Genomic DNA, 18,902 nt, shown 5'->3' with positions numbered 1-18,902 from the left:
TGCTTAGACAGACGGAGCCTGCGGCGCGCACAGGCCGGAAACAGGCGCGTCCTTTCAGACGCTCTGTCTCCGGCTTCTTCGTTGCACGTCTCGCTGCCTCTTCAATCGGCCACTCCTATGAAAGCCATCAACCGCATCATTGAACAAGCGCGCAGTTCGCCGATGCGCATCGTGCTGAGCGAGGCCGAGGATCCGCGCGTGTTGCAGGCGGCGCAGCGCGCGAGCCGCGAAGGCATTGCCCGTATTCTGCTGGCGGGCGACGCCACGCGCATCCGCGAGGCCGCCGCCCGCTTCGACGTCGATCTCACCGGTATGGAACTGGTGGACCCCGCCGCGTCGGCGCTCGCACCGTTATATGCCGACGAACTGTTCGCATTGCGCAGCAAGAAAGGCATGACGCTTGAACAAGCGCAGAAAGAAATCCTCAACCCGTTGTGCTTCGCGAACCTGATGGTGCGCCTCGGCCACGCCGACGGTTCCGTGTCCGGCGCGGTCAACACCACCGCCGACGTGGTGCGCACCGCCATCCAGATCATCGGCATTGCACCGTCATTCAAGCTCGTATCGAGCTTCTTTCTAATGATGCTCTGCGAGCCGTTCCACACGCTCAAGGGCGGCCTGATCTTTTCCGACTGCGCACTCGTGGTAGAACCCGATGCCGGCCAACTCGCCGAGATCGCGATGGCCGCGGCGGACAGCGCAAAAAGCCTGCTGATGGACGAGCCGCGCGTGGCGATGCTGTCGTTTTCGACGAGCGGTAGCGCGCACCATGCGGCAGTCGACAAGGTGGTCAACGCGACTCATATCGTGCAGGAACGCCGCCCGCATCTCGCGATCGACGGCGACGTGCAACTCGACGCGGCCATCGTCTCCGAGATCGCGCTGCGCAAGGTCAAGCATTCGCAGGTGGAAGGCCACGCCAACGTGCTGGTGTTTCCGAGTCTGGAGGCCGGCAATATCGGCTACAAGCTGGCCGAGCGGATCGGCGGCGCGAAGGCGATCGGCCCCTTGCTGCAAGGCCTACGCAAGCCCGCCAACGACCTGTCGCGCGGTTGCAGCGCGGACGACATCTACTACGTCACCGCCGTCACCGCGGTCCAGGCGCAAGCCGCGCTCACGCATCCCGACGCCCTCCTCACACCGTCTCATTCATGATCGTTCAGAAGTTGCTGCCTCTGCTCGCGCTGATGGGCGTCGCGAGCTATTTTCAAACCATTACCGGCTTCGGCCTGAGCATGATCGTCATCGGCGCGGCCAGCGGCCTGGACCTCGCGCCGGTGACGAGTCTCGCCGCTTTGCTCAGCGTCGTGACGCTCGCCAACAGCGCGACCGCCTTGCCCGGCAAACTTCATCACATCGACTGGCGCGCGGTGGGCGCCGCCACGCTGGGCATTCTGCCGTCGGTGGTGGCGGGCGTGCTGGTGCTGGATCTGTTGAGCAATGCGGCGTCCAGTGTGTTGCAACTGCTGCTGGGCGCCGTGGTGCTGTATGGGGGCTTAAGCGCGGCGCTGCGGCCGGCCCCGCTCGCTTGTCGGTCGGGCGATCGCAGTTTCTTTGTGAGCGGCCTGTTCGGCGGTCTGCTAAGCGGGATGTTCGGCGTATCCGGGCCGCCGTTGATTTTTCAGTTCTACCGCCAGCCGCTCTCGCTCATGCAGATCCGCTACGCGTTGATTCTGATCTTTACGGTCACCTCGACCACTCGCACGCTGTTCAGCGCGTACCAAGGCCAACTCGACGCCGATCTCTGGATACAGGCCGCGTTCGCGGTCCCAGTCGTCGCGCTGATGACGCTCGTGGCGCGGCAGTATCCGCCGCCGCTGTCGGGTGTGATGACGCGCCGCATCGCGTACGCGATTCTGGTGGTGATCGGCGGCTCGCTGATCCTGCATGCGTTGCGGCAGTTGATCCGTTAAGACAGCGAGGTCACGCGCGCTCTACCGCCGCGCGCCGATCCAGCCGACGAGTTCGGCGAACAGCGACATGTCCGGCGGCGTGGACAGATCGATCGCAAGGCAACGGCGGTAATACGGACTGAGATCGAGTCCGACGCCAAGACCCAGCAACTCGACGTCGCGCGCGGCTTCGTTGCGTGCGACTACTTGCTTCAGATGATTGTCGAGGTAGTAAGTGTCGTTGACCTGAGCGGTGGCGCTATCCATCGGACTGCCATCCGAGATTACGACGAGAATCCGCCGCGCCTCGGCACGCGCACGCAGCCGTGTGCAGGCCCAGTCGACCGCTTCGCCGTCCACGCCTTCGCGAAACAGATCGGCCTTGAACAACGCGGCGATATCGGCGCGAGCGCGCCGCCAGCTTGTCGCCGCATCCTTGAAGACGAGATGAGCGACCTCGTTGAGCCGCCCCGGATGAGACGGCCGGCCGCCGGCCAGCCAGTCTTGCCGCGCGCGGCCGCCGTTCCAGGCGCCGGTCGAGAAACCCAGCACCTCGCTGGCGACACCGGCCTGATCGAGCGCGCGAGTGAGCACGTCCACCAGCAGGGCCACCGGCTCGATATAGGTGCGCATAGACCCCGAGCAATCGATCAGAAAGCTCACCACGCAATCGGCGAGCGGCTTGTGCCGTTCAAGCAGAAACAAACGCCGCTCGGCCGGCGAGCTGACCAGTTGCGCGAGACGCCGGCCGTCGATACGGCCGTGCTCTTCACCGAACGACCAGCCGTCGCGTTGCGGCACGGCGAGCGCGGCCTTGAGCGCATACGCGAGTCGCGGCACGTTGATGCGCTGCGCGGCAATGCGCTTGTCGAGCTGGTCGCGGTATTCCGCCAGCAACTCGCCGCGGATACGCGAGCCCGGCATGAACTCGCGGTCGTAGCGCGTGGTGTAAGCCAGGTAGCGATGCTCGGCGTCTCTGAGAACGCGGCTGTCGCCGGTGGCCGCGAGGCCCATGTCGACCTGCTCGCCGTCGTCGGTATCGAACCAGAGCGCGAACATGGCGCGCACGGCTTCGTCGTCTTCCGGTGCCTGCGCGTCTTCTTCTTCGACGGACTGTGCACGGGCGTCACGCATCATCTGGCTGACGAGACGAGCCAGTTCGAGCGCATGAATCGCGAACTCGCCCTGCTCCGTTCGATGCCGCCGCAGCGCCGCGAGCGGCACGCCCAACGTCGGTGTGATCGCGGCGCGCGTGGCTTCGATCAGACCTTCGGTCTCTTCCAGCACGGGCCAGCCCGACAGACGCGACCAGACGATCTGCGCCACCGTGTAAAGCAGGATGCCGAGGTGGCCGTCGGTCAGTCCCGTGCGATAGAAAGCACGCGACCATGTTTCGAAGCGATGGCGCAGATTCTGTGCGAGTCCCGGCATGCTGGCCGGCGCAAGCGCTTCGCAACGTAGCTGCTCGAACAGTTCGAACAGGAGTCGCTCGACCGGCTCGGCCGGTTCGGCGGGACACAGGCTCGCGTGGAGTTGCGCATCGGAATGCGTCAGGCGTAGTGCCGCGCCATCCGCGGCGCCGCGCAGGGACCTCAGATCGTCGACCTGCGGGTCCGTGCGCAGATGCGGCGCATGCAGCGGCAGCGCCCGCAAGCCACGGTACAGACGCCCGGCGCGGTAGTGCAGCGCGGCGTCGCCGGTCAATGCGCGCACCGCCGCCGCGCACAGGTTCTGACGCTGTTCGGCGCGGCGTGTCGCTTGCCGCTCGGCAGGCGTCATTGGGCCACCGTCGAGCGCATCTCGCGCTCCGCCGTGCTTTCCAGTTCCCTATCGAAGCAGCGCTGAAAATACTCGGCCACGATGGGCCGTTCGGCCTCGTCGCACTTGTTGACGAAGGTCAGGCGAAACGCCATCGCCGGATCGCGGAAGATCTGGCAGTTTTCCGCCCAGTCGATCACTGTGCGCGGCGACATCAGCGTGGAGAGATCGCCAGTGGCAAAACCTTTGCGCGTCAATTCCGCGACGCTAATCATCGACTCGATCAGCGCGCGGCCGGTCTCGTCGGCGAGTTCGGGCACGCGCGCCAGCACGATGCCGGCCTCCTCGGCACGCGGCAGATAGTTGAGCGTGGCGACCACGTTCCAACGGTCCAGTTGCGCGTGATTCAACAACTGCGTGCCGTGATACAACCCGTTCAGATTACCGAGGCCGACCGTATTGGTCGTGGCGAACAACCGGAAATACGGATGCGGATGAATCACACGATTCTGATCGAGCAGCGTGAATTTGCCGTCGCGCTCCAGAATGCGCTGGATCACGAACATCACGTCGGGACGGCCCGCGTCGTATTCGTCGAAGATCAACGCCATGGGCCGTTGCAGCGCCCACGGCACGATGCCTTCCTGGAATTCGGTGACCTGCACATCGTCGCGCACGATGATGGCGTCTTTGCCCACCAGATCCAGACGGCTGATATGCCCGTCGAGATTCACGCGCACGCAGGGCCAGTTCAGGCGCGCCGCGACCTGTTCGATGTGAGTGGATTTGCCCGTGCCGTGCAGGCCCTGCACCATCACGCGGCGCTCGCGCATGAAGCCGGCGAGAATCGCCAGCGTCACTTCAGGATTGAAGCGATACACCTCGTCGATTTCCGGAACGTGGTCGTCTCGTTCGCTGAAGGCCGGCACCATCAAGTCTGAGTCGATGCCAAACAATGTGCGCACCGGGACCATCCGGTCCGGTTTGCCTGTCACGATATCGGTCACTACGGTCTCCTCCGCACTTCGTCACAGCGGCGGCCGACGCTCAAGATGCCAGCAGCGCGGCTTCGCCGGTTCATCATACGCACTTTCTTTTTTCGATACAAATCATCTCGTTTTTTATAATCAATGCACTGCGTGGTTCATGTTTCAGCGATGGTGGTGCCGGTATTCGAGCGTGTCCGGTTCGCTAGAAGTAGCGTCGGTTTTGCGAATCCGCAGCAAATAGGCAAGTAGCAGCACACCGAGGCTCGCGACGCCGAACCACAACGGCTGACGTTGTTCGGGAATAAACGCCATCGCCACCAGAATGCCGACCATGCCAATGATCGCGACCCACGTGAGGTATGGGTAGCACCACATCCTGACGCGCAGCGTCTGCGGCGCATCCCGCTCAATGCGGGCGCGCAGTTTCAGTTGCGATATCGCGATCAGCACGTAGACGAAAATCGCCACCGTGCCGTACGAATTCACCAGGAAGGCGAACACGGTATCCGGCGACACATACGACATCACCACCGACGCGTAGCCGAACACGGTGCCGATCAGAATCGCGCGAACCGGCACGCCGCGACGGTTGACCTTGGCGAGCGCGGCGGGCGCGTCGCCGTGGCGCGTCAGCGCGAAGATCATCCGCGACGCGGCGTAGAGCCCCGAGTTGAGCGCCGACAGCACGGCGGTGAGCACGACGGCATTCATCACGTTGGCGGCGGCCGGAATACCCATGGCATCGAGCGCGCTGACATACGGCGTGGCCATGTGCGGAGAATTCCACGGCACCAGCGCGACGACGAGCAGGATCGAGCCGACATAAAAAACCAGCACGCGCGTGATCACCGAGTTGGTCGCCTTGGCGACGGCCTTGGCGGGTTCCTTCGCTTCAGCCGCCGCGATGGTGACGATCTCCGCGCCGAAGTAAAAGCCCGTGGCCGCAACCGCGCCGCTCAACACAGGTCCGATTCCCTTCGGCATCAAGCCGCCGTGCGAGAGCAGCGTCGGCAGCACGGAGGTGACATGCTTTGCCGCGGGCCACAGTCCCAGCACATACATGCCGCCGAGAAACAGGAACACCATGATCGCCGCGACCTTGATCGACGCGAACCAGAACTCGAATTCACCGTAACTGCCGACCGAGACCAGGTTGGTCGCCGTGAGCGTGACCAGCAACACGAGACTGATCGCCCACGCGGGGACGTCGGGCAACCAGAACTGCACGAGCTTCGCCCCGGCCACGGCCTCCACCGCGACGACGATCACCCAGAAATACCAGTACATCCAGCCGGTCAAAAAGCCCGCGAGGTTGCCGGAAGCGCGCTTACCGCCAAACGCCAGCCGCGCATATTCATAGAACGAACCGACGGCCGGCATCGCGCAGGCCATTTCGCCGAGCATCCGCATGACCAGCACGACCAGCACGCCGGTGATCAGAAACGACAGCACCGCCGCCGGGCCGGCCTGTTGCACGACCACTCCGCTGCCGACGAAGAGCCCCGCGCCGATCACGCCGCCGAGCGCGATCATCGTCATGTGGCGCTGTTTGAGGCCCGCCTTCAATTCCGTTGTGTCTGTTGATCGCTGCATGTCACCTCCAATTCCGTTATCCGATCGCGGGCTCGGGCGGTCTGCTTTCGCAACCGCCCGAGTCCCGGCGTCTTCAAGACTGGATGGGGCGAGGACGCCCATGCGTCTCGCCCTATGATTTTTTATGAAGCACCGCGCAGTTCTCGCGCATGGTGCAAGTGTGCGCCGTTTGCGCAGTGCGCGCGGCAAGTTGCGAGTTCAGCGCCGCACGGCATCAGGGCTTTTCGTCGCGGCGGAAATACAGTTGATACAGCATCCGCTGGCCGATGCGACGGAACGGCGCAAACGGGTGCCCGGGCAAGGGCGACGTGAAGATCGGCAGCGTCTGTTTCGCGCCCTTTCCCGCGATGCGTTCGGCGAGCCGCCGCCCGGCCTGCTGTGAATACGACACGCCGTTGCCGCCATAACCGAGCGCGTAGTACACCGTCTGCATCGGATCCGGCTGATACACGCGCGGCATCATGTCGTGGCTGACGTCCACCCAACCCCACCATGAATAATCGATCGCGACGCCGCGCAAAGCCGGAAACTTCCGGAGCATGCCTTCCAACAGCAGATCGTAGTGGCGCGAATTGGGCGCGTCGGCGCCGGTGATCGCGGAACGGCTGCCGATCTGCAGGCGATTGTCCGGCAGAAAGCGATAGTAGAAGCGCAGCGTGCGTGTATCGGTCAGCACCTGGGTCGTGCGAAAGTTGCACGCGTCGATTTCCTGCTTCGTGAGCGGACGCGTGACCATCGAATTCGACAGGATCGGCATGATGCGGCTGCGCAGCGAGTCGTGCAGTGTTTGCGCCGTGTAAGCGCCCGTCGCGATGCCGACCGCGCGCGCGCGCACGATGCCGCCAGGCGTGCGCAAATGATGCACGCCGTTGATCGTTTCCCAGCCGAGCACCGGGCTCGCCGGATGCACCTTGGCGCCCGCTTCGCGAGCCAGCCGCAGATATCCGAAGGCGAGCTTCAACGCATGAATGCCGATACCCTCCGGCTCGTGCAGCGCGCCGGCCGCTTCGTGATCGTTGACGTACTCGCGCTGGAAGGTCTGCTTGTCGATCAGTTCGGACGGATAGCCGAACACGTCCTTCCAGACCTTGGCCTCGGCGGCGAGCTTCTGCATGATGCGCGGACGGTGTGCGATCAAAAAGTGGCCACCGGGTTGCGGATCGCAATCGATCTCGGCGACCAGCGACTTGAAGTTATCGAAACCTTCCTGAATCTCGTCGTGCATTTTCAACGCGACGTCTTTACCCCAACGCTCGATCCATTGAGAACGCGATAGCCGGCCAGAGGCGTTCTGACCTTGCCCGCCGTTGCGGCTGCTGCAGCCCCAACTCGTCTTGTTGGCTTCCAGCACCACCGCCTTGATGCCGTGCTCCCGTGCGAGACAGAGCGCCGTGGCGAGCCCCGTATAGCCGCCGCCGATGATCGCCACATCCACGTCGACGTCCGCCGTGATCGGGCCGTCGTCTTCGGGCGGCGTGCCCGCGGTGGCGACCCAGTAGGTCGGCGCGTATTGCTTGCCCCAGCCCGGTCCCGGCGACACCAGCGGGTCGTACGCCGGATCGTAGCGCGTATCGCCTTCGCGGCCGGACGGCATGCCTTGCGCGACCCGTTCGATTTCACTGTGCTCCATGTGAAGCTCCCGATCAGCGTGCGAGGTTCTGCTTCGGACGTTCCTTGCGGAAGGCCCGCTTGACCGCGATGAGGCCGTCGCGGAACTCGAACAGGTCGCAACCTTCCGCCTCGATACGCCAGCCTTCCGCGTGCGTTCCCGTGAACACCCACTCGGACACGCCGCGCTCGCCGCTCACGTAGTGGCGGCCCTTGCCCCAATGCGCGTCGGGAAAGGTCTTGAAGACCGCTTCGAACGCCGCGCGGGTCGCATCGCGGCCCACGAAGCGCGTGCCGAAGACCTCCGGACCGCCCGCTGCATCGAACACGCAATCGTCGGTCATGAAGGTCATCAACGCGTCCGCGTCATGACGATTGAACGCATCGGAAAACGCGGCCAGTGTCTCGGCCGTGACGTGCTGCAGTGGGGTCTGTGTTTGAGCCATTGCTTTCTCCTCCTGGATGACTTTCGCTTTCGCGTTCGTTTCGATAAGGCATGAGACGCCGCCGGTGGCTGGCGATCCGTGAGGAAATTGTAGGCAGGGGGTTTTCTGACGGGTAGGTCCAGTGCGGTGCTTTCGCCTGGTGCAGCGAATGGGGACGCGGGTTTCGCCCTCTCCACGGCATGGGCTGGATTGGACTCATCGACTCCCGTCAACTGGCTCTATGGCTCTATTTTTTTGTTCGGCAACACTGAGGGTACTGGCCACACACTGCGAGGAGCTAACGTGCTCAAAATGTTTATCGGACTCGGCATTCCCTATCTGGGCGTGGTCGGCCTGCTGCCGTGGGTGGCGTCCGTCGACCGCTTCGTATTAGGCGTGCCGTTCATCTACGCCTGGATCTTCGCGTGGTTCATCCTCACCTCCGGCTGCCTGATGATCTGCTGGCGTGTGTTCGACTGCCGCCACGACGAGTCCCACCCGCAAAACTGCTAAAGGAGTGTCCGGATGGCCACCGCAGTCTTTCTCGGCTTCCTCGCTTTCTCGCTTTACCTCGCGATCCGTTCGAACAAGGGCCGGGGCCCGCAAAGCGTGCATGACTTCTTCGTGGCGTCACGGCAGTTCGGCGCTTACCTCGTGTTCTTCCTCGCGGCCGGCGAGATCTACAGCATCGGCACGATGGTCGGCTTTCCGGGCGGTATCTATGCCAAAGGACCGACGTACGGCGTCTGGTTTCTCGGCTACATTCTGCTGGCCTATCCCGTCGGCTATTTCATCGGCCCGAAGATCTGGCAAGCCGGCAAGCGCTATAACGCAATCACGCTGCCCGATCTGTTCAAGGGACATTTTCAGAGCCGCTCGCTCGAACTGATCGTCGCGGGCTCCGCGATCGTCTTTCTGCTGCCGTGGGGGCAGTTGCAGTTCACCGGACTCGTCGCCGCATTGAACGGTCTCGGCTGGAATTTCAAACCGCTGTATCTGATCCTGTTTGCAGCGTTGCTCGCGTTCACCTATATCGCCATTGCAGGCGTGCGCGCGTCGGCGTATATCGCCGTGCTGAAGGATATCCTGATGGTCGTCGCGATCGTCGTCACGGGCGTTGCCGTGTCGATGCAAGTCGGCGTGACCGAGGTCTTTCATGCCGCCAGCCAGCATGTGAGCAACCGGATGAATTCGCACCAGTTGACCTTCTCGATGAGCACCATGCTGTTCCAGTCGCTCGGCTTCTACGTCATGCCGTTCGCGGTGCAGAACTTCTTTACCGCGAAAAGCGCGAACACGATCCGCCGCACGCAGGTCGCGATGCCGCTGTACATGCTGATGTATCCGTTTCTCGTGGTCGCGTCGTACTATGCGATAAGTCAGAACCTGCACCTCGCGTCGCCCAACGAAGCGTTCTTCGCGGCCGCAATCCGCCTGTTGCCGAGTTGGCTGCTCGGACTCGTCGCCGCTGGCGCGTCGCTGTCCGGCTTGCTCGTGCTGGCCGGCATCTGTCTCGCGATCGGCCCGATCGTCACACGCAATCTCTTGCCGGGCATGCCGGAGGCTCGCCAGAAGACGAGCGCGAAAGTGGTGATCGTGCTGTACCTGCTGGTGTCGATCGTGATGACGCTGCTCACGCCGAATCTGATGCTCACGCTAATCAACACCACGTATTACGGCGTCACGCAGTTCTTCCCCGGCGTGATGGTCATTCTGTTCGGATTGCGCGTGCGGCCGTCCGCCATCGCGTCCGGCATGTTGACCGGGCAGGTCCTGGCGATCATCCTGTACATGTTGCAGATCGACCTCGGCGGCTTCAATCTGGGACTGGTTTGCCTCGGCGTGAACCTGCTGGTACTCACCGCGGTGAACCTCACCGCGAAACCGAGCCGTGCGCACGCGCTCGGTTGATATCGAGCTGAACGAACTTCAATTACAGCCCTATGACTCAACGAGAAGAGAAGCACCCGACCCAGGTCTTCGTTGCGAAGAAAATCGTAACGATGAATCCCATGCAACCGTATGCGACGCATGTCGCGATTCGCGACGGCAAGATCCTCTCGGTAGGCGGCGCTGACGACGTGAAGCAATGGGGCGATGCCGAAATCGTCGATACGTTCAGCGATAAAGTGCTGATGCCCGGATTTGTCGAGGGTCATTGCCATCTGATGGAAGGCGCGATGTGGGACGCCGTGTATGTCGGCTACTACGACCGCCGCGGCCCCGACGGCCGGCGCTGGCCAGGCCTGACAACGCTGGACGCCGTAATCGAACGTCTGAAGGCGGCTCAAGCGGAGATGACGTCGGCCGACGCTCCGCTGCTCGCATGGGGTTTCGATCCGATCTTCTTCGGCACCAGTCGTCTGACCGTGCGCGAACTGGACACGGTGTCGGCCGAGCGGCCCATCGTGATCCTGCACGCGAGCGTGCACCTGATGAACGTCAATTCGGCGATGCTGTCCCGCGCCGGGATCGACGACGAAACGGATATCGACGGCATCGACAAGGACGAGAGCGGACAGCCGACCGGCGAGTTGCAGGAGTTCGCCGCGATGTTCCCGGTCTACCGCGTGATCGGCGCCGGCCTCTCGATCGCCGCGAGCGAAAGCGCGAAAGCCATCTGGAATTTCGGCCGCGTCGCGCAGCTCGCCGGCGTGACGACCGCCACCGATCTGGTCAACGACTTCTCCGAATTGGGCAATCGCAATCTGCGCGAAATCACCGGGAATGCCGATTTTCCCGTGCGCATCGTGCCCGCCTTCGCGCCGCAACGCAGTCCCGAAGGCGGCGCTCAACGGGTGCTCTCGGCGATGGAAACCGCGACGCCGAAGCTGCACTTCGGGCCCGTCAAGTTTATCGTCGACGGTTCGATTCAGGGTTTCACCGCGCGCCTGAAATGGCCCGGCTATCTGAACGGCAAGCCCAATGGTTTGTGGCTGATTCCGCCGAGCCAGTTCGTTGAAGTATTCACGCCGTTTCACGAAGCCGGCCTGCAACTGCACGTGCACACCAACGGCGACGAGGCGACCGAACTCGTGCTCGATGCCTTCGAGCGGCTTCTCACGCTTCATCCGCGACGCGATCATCGGCATACGCTCCAACATTGTCAGATGGCGGATGCGAGCCAGCTCGCGCGGGCGGCGAGCCTCGGCCTGTGCATCAATTTCTTTTCGAACCACATCTACTACTGGGGCGACGCGCACTACACGCAAACCATGGGTGCGGACCGCGCGAATCGCATGGACGCGGCGGAATCCGCGCGCCGCCTGGGCATTCCGTTCGCGTTTCATTCTGATGCGCCTATTACGCCGCTGAACCCACTTTTCACCGCGTGGTGCGCGTCGCAGCGCGAGACCTCGTCGGGGCGCGTGCTCGGTGCGAACGAACGCGTGCCAGTTGCGGACGCGCTGCGCGCGATCACGCTCGGCGCCGCCTATACAATCAAAATGGACCATCTGGTGGGCAGTATCGAAGTCGGCAAATTCGCGGACTTCGCGGTGCTCGCCGAAGACCCGGCCGAAGTCGCGCCGCAACGTCTCAAGGATCTCGAAGTGTGGGGCACAGTGCTCGGCGGCCGCATCTTCCAGGCACCGGCGGGATGAACGCGATTCCGCTCGTCGTCATTGGCGGCTATCTCGGCGCTGGAAAGACGACGCTGCTCAACCATGTTCTGAGCAACGCCGGATCGCGGCGCATCACCGTACTCGTCAACGACTTCGGCTCGATCAATATCGACGCGTCACTGATTCGCCAGCGCACCGACGACGTGATCAGTCTGGAAAACGGCTGCGTCTGCTGTTCGATCGGCGGCCGGCTGGTCGAGGCGTTGCTTGCCATTAGTTCGCGCCCTGACGCGCCCGATCTGCTGATCATCGAAGCGAGCGGCGTGTCCGACCCGGTGCGCATCGCGCAGATCGGCTTGCTCGATCGCGCGTTTCGTCTCGATGGCATCGTCGTGCTGGTGGATGCGGAGCGCGTCGAAGAGACGCTGGCCGATCCTTATGTCGGCGATATCGCGCAGCGGCAGATCGCGGGCGCAACGGCCATCGTGTTGAACAAGATGGATCTGCTCAGCGAACCTGAGCGCGAGGCTGTCGTAGCGCGCGTTGAAGCGTTTGCGAATAGCCGCGTCATCGTGCAAGCGACGCACGCGGCCGTGCCGCTCGGTTTGATCTTCGATCGGCATGTGCTGCCCGCGCGCGATGCCGGCGCGCTGTCGCTCTCCGCCTCTCCCACCCCGCGCGATTTGTGCAGCTTTTCATTTGTCACCGATGCGTGCCTGAGCCGCAAGCAACTCAAGGAAGCGTTGCGGAGTTTTTCGGCAAAGCTGTTGCGTGCGAAAGGTTTTGTCCGGCTGGACAGCGAGGGCGCGTTGCATGAATTGCATGTAGTCGGCAACCGCGTCGTCATCAGCGCGTCGTCGGCTTGCACTTCCGCGCAATCGCAGATCGTTCTGATTGGCATGTTCGATCACGAAGACGAGTTGCATGCGCGGGCGGCGCTCAAAGCTGCGGAAATCGGCCCATGATCTCGGCCAACCGAGACGCACGCCGGCAAAGCTAGCGCCTCAATTCGGAGACAATCTTCTCCGCCAGAAAATCGCACGGCGGACGATTCGAAGCCGTGCTGCGCGCCAGCACCATTTCCAGTGCGGTGATTTCGGGCAATCCGTGTGCGCGCCCAAGCAGCGTGAAGTGCGCCGGCACCGCGCAACGCGCGAGCGGGACAATTGCCAAGCCCGCTTCGGCCATCGACAGCAGGCCCAGCAGACTCGGACTTTCATACGAGGTGCGATACGGAATCTTCGCGCGCTCCAGGCTGCGAATCGCGTTCTCGCGCGCGACGCTGCCCGGCAGGAACACGGCAATCGGCAACGGCCGTTCGCGCCATATTTCATCGGCACTCGGCGCGGCAGCCCATTCCATCGGTTCATGACGGATGAACTCGCCCGACAAACCCTTGACTCGCGTCGCGCACACCAGATCGACGGAGCCGTCCTTCACCATCGGCGCGAGCGCGACGCTCGGCAAACCGACGACCCGAATCTCCACCTTCGGATAGGTCGCGGAAAACTTCTTGAGGATCGGCGGCAGCAGCGACGACGCGTAATCGTCCGGCACGCCGATGCTCACGCGCCCGGTCACGTCTGGCCGAACCACCGCCGCCCATGCCTCGTCGCGCAAGGCGAGCATGCGGCGAGCGTATGTCAGCAGGACTTCGCCGTCCTGCGTCGGCACCACATTTCTCGGCTTGCGCACGAACAGCGGCTTGCCCAGCGCGGTCTCGAGCGTCTTGATCTGCATGCTCACCGCCGATTGCGAACGATGCACGAGTTCCGCCGCCCGGCTGATGTTGCCGGTGTCGGCGACGGCGACGATCATGGTCATCACGTCCAGGTCGAGGGCTTTCAAGGGGTCTGGTATCAGAAAAGTAGATAGATTCGATCAATATTACGCGATTTTCTAAAGTTGCGACATGGGGCATAGTGGCCGCAAAGGAGCCAGTCCATGAACGCCCGTACCGACCTCTCAGTGCTTGCCGTACCCGAACTGTCGTTTGCGACCATCGCATCGGGCATCTGCGTGCCGTACGTCGAGTGCGGAGAAGGCGAGCCGCTCGTGTTCGTGCACGGCTCGCTGTGTGACTATCGCTACTGGAATGCGCAGACGGCGGCGCTGTCGCAGCATTTCCGCTGCATCTCGGTGAGCCTGAGCCATTATTGGCCGGCGAGCGAGGCGTGCATTCAGGGCGAGTTCGGCTGGCAGACGCACGTCGGCGAACTGGCCGAGTTCCTCGAGGCGATCGACCTGGGGCCCGTGCATCTGGTCGGCCATTCGCGCGGCGGCTGCGTGGCGTTTCATGTCGCGCGCGACTATCCGCGGCTCGTGAAAACGCTGACCCTCGCCGACCCGGGCGGTCCGCTGCAGATCGACGGAATGCCGGACGCGTCGCTGCCGGCCACGACCAATGTGCTGCGCGCGCGCGTCGCTGAACTCATCGAGAGCCAGCAGATCGACGCGGGCCTGGAGCTTTTCGTCGATTCGGTGAGCGTACCCGGATCGTGGCGCAAGAGTCCGATTGCGTTTCGCACCATGGCGATCGACAACGCGGGCACGCTGCCCAAGCAGCTCCGCGATCCGTTGCCCGCCTATTCCCACGAAACCGCGCGCGGCGTGAAGTGCAGGACGCTGCTGATCGACGGCCAGCGCAGCCCGCGCATGTTCCGCAACAACGTCGAAAAGCTCGCGGAGTGGATCGACTATGCGGAGCGGCAAACCATCGCCGGCGCGTCGCACGGCATGAATGTGTCGAACGCCGGCGCATTTAACCGGCTCGTGCAGGCGTTCGTCAGCTTCTGATCCGGCGCGGTTCAGCGCGGTTCGGATCGGCGGTGCGGCAGTCGAAAACATCAGAGGTCGAAGGTGCCGCGATATTTCTCGTCGGCATCCGAACGCGTATTGATTTCGACGAGAACGCCGCCGGGTACCTCGCAGAAAAACCGCGAGCCACGCTCATGCTTGAACACGCCGGTTTTCATCGCGACACCGGCGGCGGCCATCTGTTCGTAAAGCGCGCGAACCTCGTCGAGGGACGTCAGCTCGAAACCGATATGAAAGTTGTGTGGCCACTCGACCGGATGGTCGGCGGCGTCATCGATCACGATGTCGAAACCGGGGCGTTTCAGAAACCAGCTCGTCCCTCGCGCGGCAACCGTACAGCCTAGATGGTCCTCGAAGAAGGCGGCGGTGGCGCTCACATCGGATGAAGGGAAGCTCAGGTGATTGAGCTTCATGCTGGTGGTGATATCGGTCATGTCGATCTCCGTTGAATCGGATCGCTCGTCGCGTTCCGTACGGAGGATGTTACGAGTAAAAGCTCACATTCCATACTCGCATCGCCCCACTCGCGCTATCGGCCGCTCAGGCCCGTGCTACGGGCGTTTCCGGCCATGCGATGCTGACTTGCGCGCGGCTTGCTCGCGTTTTCTCGCCAGTCAATCAAACCACGAGCCGGTCCCTGTCGTGAAACTGCTGCATCCAGTAAGGATAGGGCAGGTGCGGCTGCGAAACCTGATTCAGACGTTCGATCTGCGCTGCGTTCAACGCGAGTTGCTGAGCGTCGAGGTTAGCGGTCAGTTGCTCGGGCGTGCGCGCGCCAACAATCACGGAACAGACTTCTCGGCGCGCCAGAAGCCACGCCAATGCCACCTGAGCGGGCGACGCGTTCAATTCCGTAGCGATGTCGCACACGATGCGCACGACAGGATCCGCCTTTGCTGGATCGATCGGCGGAAAATTCAGCCTGGTGCGGCGCCCGGTTTCGCCGCTGCTCCCCTGCGTGTACTTACCGCTCAGGTAGCCGCCCGCGAGTGGACTCCACACCAGAAGCGCGACATCGTTCGCCTTTGCCACGGGCGCGATCTCATGCTCGACGTCGCGGCTCGTCAGCGCATAGTGAACCTGATTGCTGACAACGCGGGCCCAGTGCGTGCGGTTGGTCACGCCCTGGGCACGCTCCAGGTCGCCCGCGCTGAAGTTGCAGACGCCGATGTGCCGCACCTTGCCCTGCCTCACGAGGTCGTCGAGAGCACGAAGCGTTTCTTCCAGCGGAACGAGTTCATCGCGGTCGTGCAACTGAAACAGGTCGATATGATCCCGGCCGATACGCCGAAGACTCGTTTCCACCGACCGCATGATGTGCGAGCGGCCGAGCCCGACATCGTTGTGGCCGATTCCGGTGCGCAACCGGACTTTGGTCGCGACCAGCATGCGTGATTCGTCAAGTCCGAGGTCAGCCAGCGCCTGACCGACGACCGCTTCCGATTGCCCTTGCGAATAGGCGTCAGCCGTATCGATCAGGTTGATACCGCGTTCGACGGCCATCGCGACAAGCCGTGTGGCCTGGGCACGGTCCAGGCCGGCAATTTCGCCCCAGATTCCGGTACCGGCACCAAAAGTCATGGCGCCAAGACAAAGACGCGAAATGCGCAGCCCTGACCTGCCGAGTGTGCTGTATTCCATAGTGAATCCCTTGATTTGAATCCCTTGATGAACGATGAGCGCAAAGCACCCGGCGACGCGTCATCCTGTATGCGTCGCCGACTGCGCCCGCGTTAGCCCGCCTGCGAGACGAGATCTCGCAGAACGGTTTCCAGTTCCACTTCGCCCTTGACGATGTCGGCTTCCTCGCCTTCGAAGCAGATCCAGCCTTCATTGAACCCGTCGAGCATGCGTATACGCGGCAACGGTTCCTTCGTACCTTGGGACTGGAACAGTGCGCCCCATGTTTCGCGCGGCACTACCTCCGCACGAACCGGACGACCGAGCACCTGGGCAAATGCCTCGGCCAGATCGTTCGGGCTCACACGCTGCCCTTCCAGCTCGACGACACGCACGCCGCGCCAGGTTTGTTGAAGCAGCTGCGCGGCAACGCGACCCACGTCCGCGGTCGCGACCATCGGCACAGCCTTGTCGAGCGGTTGCAGAAAGCTGGCGATCATCCCGTTGTCCCGGGCCGGCGCAACGTCCCATGCGGCGTTTTCCATGAACCAGCCGGGACGCAAAAATGTCACGGGCATCGGTAGATCGCGAAGCGCCTGCTCCATCAGCGTACGTTGCGTGAGCAGATTGGATTCGGTGGCCTGCGCGCCGATCGTCGACAGGCAGACCACCTTGCCGGGTGCCGCCGACTGAAGCGCTCCGCGCACGGCGTCAATGACAACACGTGCCTCGGGAAAGCCCGGCGACGGATCGAACTCCGACGGCGGCAGAATGAAGACGCCTTGCGTGCCCTCGAAAGCGGCGGTGAGGGACGCCGCGTCGTCCATGTCGGCTGTCACCACTTCACACCCGCGCTCAGCCCACGAACGTGCCCGAGCGGCATCGCGTACAACCGCGCGTACCGGCTGGCCCGCGGCGAGCAACGTGCGCGCCACCGCACCGCCGACCTTTCCTGTTATCCCTGTGATTGCATACATTGCAGTTTCTCCTTGCGTAGATAGATAACGTTGAAATGCACTGTTGGGATGCATTGTGGGCAAACGCGATGAGAAACAAAATGACACGAATGACACTTGTGAAGTGACTGGTGGTTACTAATGCGTCATAGTGCGGTTTTTGACGCACTGTGCAGAGGCAGCCAATGACCAGGATGCAGCGCCCATGAGATCGTCCAGCGAGAATCTCTCTAGCGGTATCAGCGTATTTGCCGCCGTCGTCGATGCGGGGACGTTCGCGGCCGCTTCCGAATTGATGGGTATGTCGCCGCCCGGAGTTAGCCGGGCCATCGCTCGACTCGAAAGGCGGCTGAAAACACGGCTCTTCAATCGAACGACTCGCGCCGTTTCCCTTACTGAAGAGGGCCGGCGGTTCTATGAGCAGGTCATGCCGCACTTGAGGGGGATGGAGGAAGCGGCCGCAGCCGCGGCAGGAGGCGCCGCGACAGTGCGCGGAAAGCTGCGAATCAATCTCGACCCGGTTTTTTCGCGAATCATTCTGGGCCCGAAGCTCGACGAATTCATGGATGCGCATCCTGAACTCGAGCTCGAGTTCATTGCGAGAGATCAGCTCGGCGACCTCGTGATGGACGGCTTCGATCTGGCCTTGCGATTTGGCGAACCTCGCTCATCCAGTCTGATTGCGCGAAAGCTCCTTGATACCGCGGTTGTCACCGTCGCATCGCCCTCGTACCTCGCTCGCCGGGGGTGGCCGGCGGAGCCTCAGGAGCTGGGTCGCGGGGTGCACAGGTGTCTTGAATTCCGGAACCCGGATACCGGCAAACCGTATCCGTGGGAGTTTCATCGCAAGCGCAAGAAGCTGCTTGTCGAGACGAATGGACGGCTTACAGTGAACGATCCGAGCGCACTCCTCAACGCGTGTCTGGCCGGCTCCGGCGTCGCGCAGATGCTTCTGCTCGGAGGCGAGCACCTGATCCGGGAGGGACGGCTCGTCAACCTGTTCCCGGACTGGCCGGATGAGCGCTTCCCGCTCTATGCGTACCATCCGTCGCGGCACCACACGCCGGCCAAGACAAGGGTATTTCTTGACTTTATCGTCGCTTTGACGAGTACGAGTTAGCGAGTCCAAATAGGCCGGTTAGCGGCCAGGACGAACACTTTCTACCTCACGCTTAAGAACACTTAAGGAATCTGGAAGGACGTTTACGCCGTGCAAGCCTATGATCGTTCAATCCAGGTGAGAGGAAGGAAGCGCGCGTGAAATCAAGGGCAACGACCGCAGATCTTGGACTGTTGTATTTACGAGTGACCGCGAGCCTGCTCGTCCTCGTGGTTCACGGCTTGCCGAAAGCCATGCACTACGCGAGCCAGGCAGCGGCGATCGAAGATCCGTTTCACCTGGGCCGAACCGTGTCGATGGCCTTCGCGATTTTCGCGGAAGTCATCTGTCCGCCGCTGATGATCCTCGGGATCGCGACACGACTCGCCGCGTTGCCGATCCTCATCGTCACGGTGGTCGCGCTGGCCTTCGTCCATCGCGACTGGTCGCTGGCGGAAGGCCAGTTCGCGTGGATGCTGCTGATTCTGTTCGGCACGATCGCGATTGCCGGGCCGGGCCAGATCCGTTTTGGCGGCCGCGCGGAGCGGCACGACGGCACAGTCCGACAGTAGGTGTCGCGCT

At 62.8% G+C, this 18,902-nt stretch carries 18 protein-coding genes; 9 read left to right on the top strand and 9 right to left on the bottom strand.

All coding sequences use genetic code 11. The features are described 5' to 3' along the window. Positions 1-117 precede the first annotated feature (117 nt). A complete protein-coding gene (pta, locus tag HF916_RS15060) occupies positions 118-1,155 on the top strand; it encodes a phosphate acetyltransferase (RefSeq protein WP_168789712.1) in 1,038 nt (345 codons plus the stop codon). Further along, complete coding sequence (locus HF916_RS15055; RefSeq protein ID WP_168789711.1) at positions 1,152-1,913, top strand: sulfite exporter TauE/SafE family protein; 762 nt, start codon at positions 1,152-1,154, stop codon at positions 1,911-1,913. The genes pta and HF916_RS15055 overlap by 4 nt, the downstream gene beginning before the upstream one ends. 21 nt (positions 1,914-1,934) lie before the next feature. Here HF916_RS15055 and HF916_RS15050 read toward each other — a convergent pair whose 3' ends face one another. The 5 genes from HF916_RS15050 to HF916_RS15030 form a co-directional block, all read right to left on the bottom strand. Beyond that, positions 1,935-3,671: a cobaltochelatase CobT-related protein gene (locus tag HF916_RS15050; RefSeq protein WP_168789710.1), complete on the bottom strand. Its 1,737-nt coding sequence runs from the start codon at positions 3,669-3,671 to the stop codon at positions 1,935-1,937. After that, positions 3,668-4,624, bottom strand: coding sequence for an AAA family ATPase (locus tag HF916_RS15045; RefSeq protein ID WP_240975648.1), 957 nt, complete (start codon positions 4,622-4,624; stop codon positions 3,668-3,670). The genes HF916_RS15050 and HF916_RS15045 overlap by 4 nt, the downstream gene beginning before the upstream one ends. Positions 4,625-4,801: 177 nt before the next feature. Continuing rightward, positions 4,802-6,232, bottom strand: a complete 1,431-nt coding sequence (locus tag HF916_RS15040) for an amino acid permease (protein ID WP_168789708.1) — start codon at positions 6,230-6,232, stop codon at positions 4,802-4,804. A 214-nt stretch (positions 6,233-6,446) separates the two neighbouring features. Then, the gene (locus HF916_RS15035; RefSeq protein ID WP_206001889.1) at positions 6,447-7,862 is read right to left on the bottom strand and encodes an NAD(P)/FAD-dependent oxidoreductase; all 1,416 of its coding nucleotides are present in this window, start codon (positions 7,860-7,862) and stop codon (positions 6,447-6,449) included. Between the two features lie 13 nt (positions 7,863-7,875). After that, positions 7,876-8,286 (bottom strand): nuclear transport factor 2 family protein, encoded by a 411-nt coding sequence (locus HF916_RS15030; protein ID WP_132377992.1) that lies wholly within the window; start codon positions 8,284-8,286, stop codon positions 7,876-7,878. 282 nt (positions 8,287-8,568) lie between these two features. Between HF916_RS15030 and HF916_RS15025 the strand changes: the two genes are divergently transcribed. Genes HF916_RS15025 through HF916_RS15010 form a run of 4 tightly spaced genes read left to right on the top strand, consistent with a single transcriptional unit; the run spans position 8,569 to position 12,793 of the window. Further along, positions 8,569-8,778, top strand: coding sequence for a DUF3311 domain-containing protein (locus tag HF916_RS15025; RefSeq protein ID WP_168789707.1), 210 nt, complete (start codon positions 8,569-8,571; stop codon positions 8,776-8,778). A 12-nt stretch (positions 8,779-8,790) separates the two neighbouring features. Then, positions 8,791-10,176, top strand: coding sequence for a sodium:solute symporter family protein (locus HF916_RS15020; RefSeq protein ID WP_168789706.1), 1,386 nt, complete (start codon positions 8,791-8,793; stop codon positions 10,174-10,176). Positions 10,177-10,208: 32 nt separating this feature from the next. Next, the gene (locus HF916_RS15015; RefSeq protein ID WP_168789705.1) at positions 10,209-11,867 is read left to right on the top strand and encodes an amidohydrolase; all 1,659 of its coding nucleotides are present in this window, start codon (positions 10,209-10,211) and stop codon (positions 11,865-11,867) included. Then, positions 11,864-12,793 (top strand): CobW family GTP-binding protein, encoded by a 930-nt coding sequence (locus HF916_RS15010; protein ID WP_168789704.1) that lies wholly within the window; start codon positions 11,864-11,866, stop codon positions 12,791-12,793. Before HF916_RS15015 ends, HF916_RS15010 begins: the two co-directional genes overlap by 4 nt. A gap of 31 nt (positions 12,794-12,824) precedes the next feature. Here the strand turns inward: HF916_RS15010 and HF916_RS15005 are convergent, their stop codons facing one another. Next, positions 12,825-13,646, bottom strand: coding sequence for a LysR substrate-binding domain-containing protein (locus tag HF916_RS15005; RefSeq protein WP_206001928.1), 822 nt, complete (start codon positions 13,644-13,646; stop codon positions 12,825-12,827). A 126-nt stretch (positions 13,647-13,772) separates the two neighbouring features. Here HF916_RS15005 and HF916_RS15000 point away from each other — a divergent pair, with 126 nt between their 5' ends. Beyond that, entirely contained in the window at positions 13,773-14,624 is an 852-nt protein-coding gene (locus HF916_RS15000) for an alpha/beta fold hydrolase (RefSeq protein WP_168789703.1), read from the top strand. Positions 14,625-14,674: 50 nt separating this feature from the next. Here HF916_RS15000 and HF916_RS14995 read toward each other — a convergent pair whose 3' ends face one another. From HF916_RS14995 to HF916_RS14985, 3 genes are all read right to left on the bottom strand, one after another. Continuing rightward, positions 14,675-15,079, bottom strand: a complete 405-nt coding sequence (locus tag HF916_RS14995) for a VOC family protein (RefSeq protein ID WP_206001888.1) — start codon at positions 15,077-15,079, stop codon at positions 14,675-14,677. A gap of 184 nt (positions 15,080-15,263) precedes the next feature. Continuing rightward, a complete protein-coding gene (locus HF916_RS14990; RefSeq protein ID WP_168789702.1) occupies positions 15,264-16,286 on the bottom strand; it encodes an aldo/keto reductase in 1,023 nt (340 codons plus the stop codon). A gap of 92 nt (positions 16,287-16,378) precedes the next feature. Next, entirely contained in the window at positions 16,379-17,242 is an 864-nt protein-coding gene (locus HF916_RS14985; protein ID WP_168789701.1) for an NmrA family NAD(P)-binding protein, read from the bottom strand. A gap of 184 nt (positions 17,243-17,426) precedes the next feature. Between HF916_RS14985 and HF916_RS14980 the strand changes: the two genes are divergently transcribed. After that, positions 17,427-18,341, top strand: a complete 915-nt coding sequence (locus tag HF916_RS14980) for a LysR family transcriptional regulator (protein WP_168792016.1) — start codon at positions 17,427-17,429, stop codon at positions 18,339-18,341. Between the two features lie 137 nt (positions 18,342-18,478). Then, the gene (locus HF916_RS14975) at positions 18,479-18,892 is read left to right on the top strand and encodes a DoxX family protein (RefSeq protein WP_168789700.1); all 414 of its coding nucleotides are present in this window, start codon (positions 18,479-18,481) and stop codon (positions 18,890-18,892) included. Positions 18,893-18,902: the final 10 nt, after the last annotated feature.

This window comes from Paraburkholderia aromaticivorans (genome assembly GCF_012689525.1).
Classification (GTDB): Bacteria; Pseudomonadota; Gammaproteobacteria; order Burkholderiales; family Burkholderiaceae; genus Paraburkholderia; species Paraburkholderia aromaticivorans_A.
This window is presented reverse-complemented; position numbering and strand designations above follow the sequence as displayed.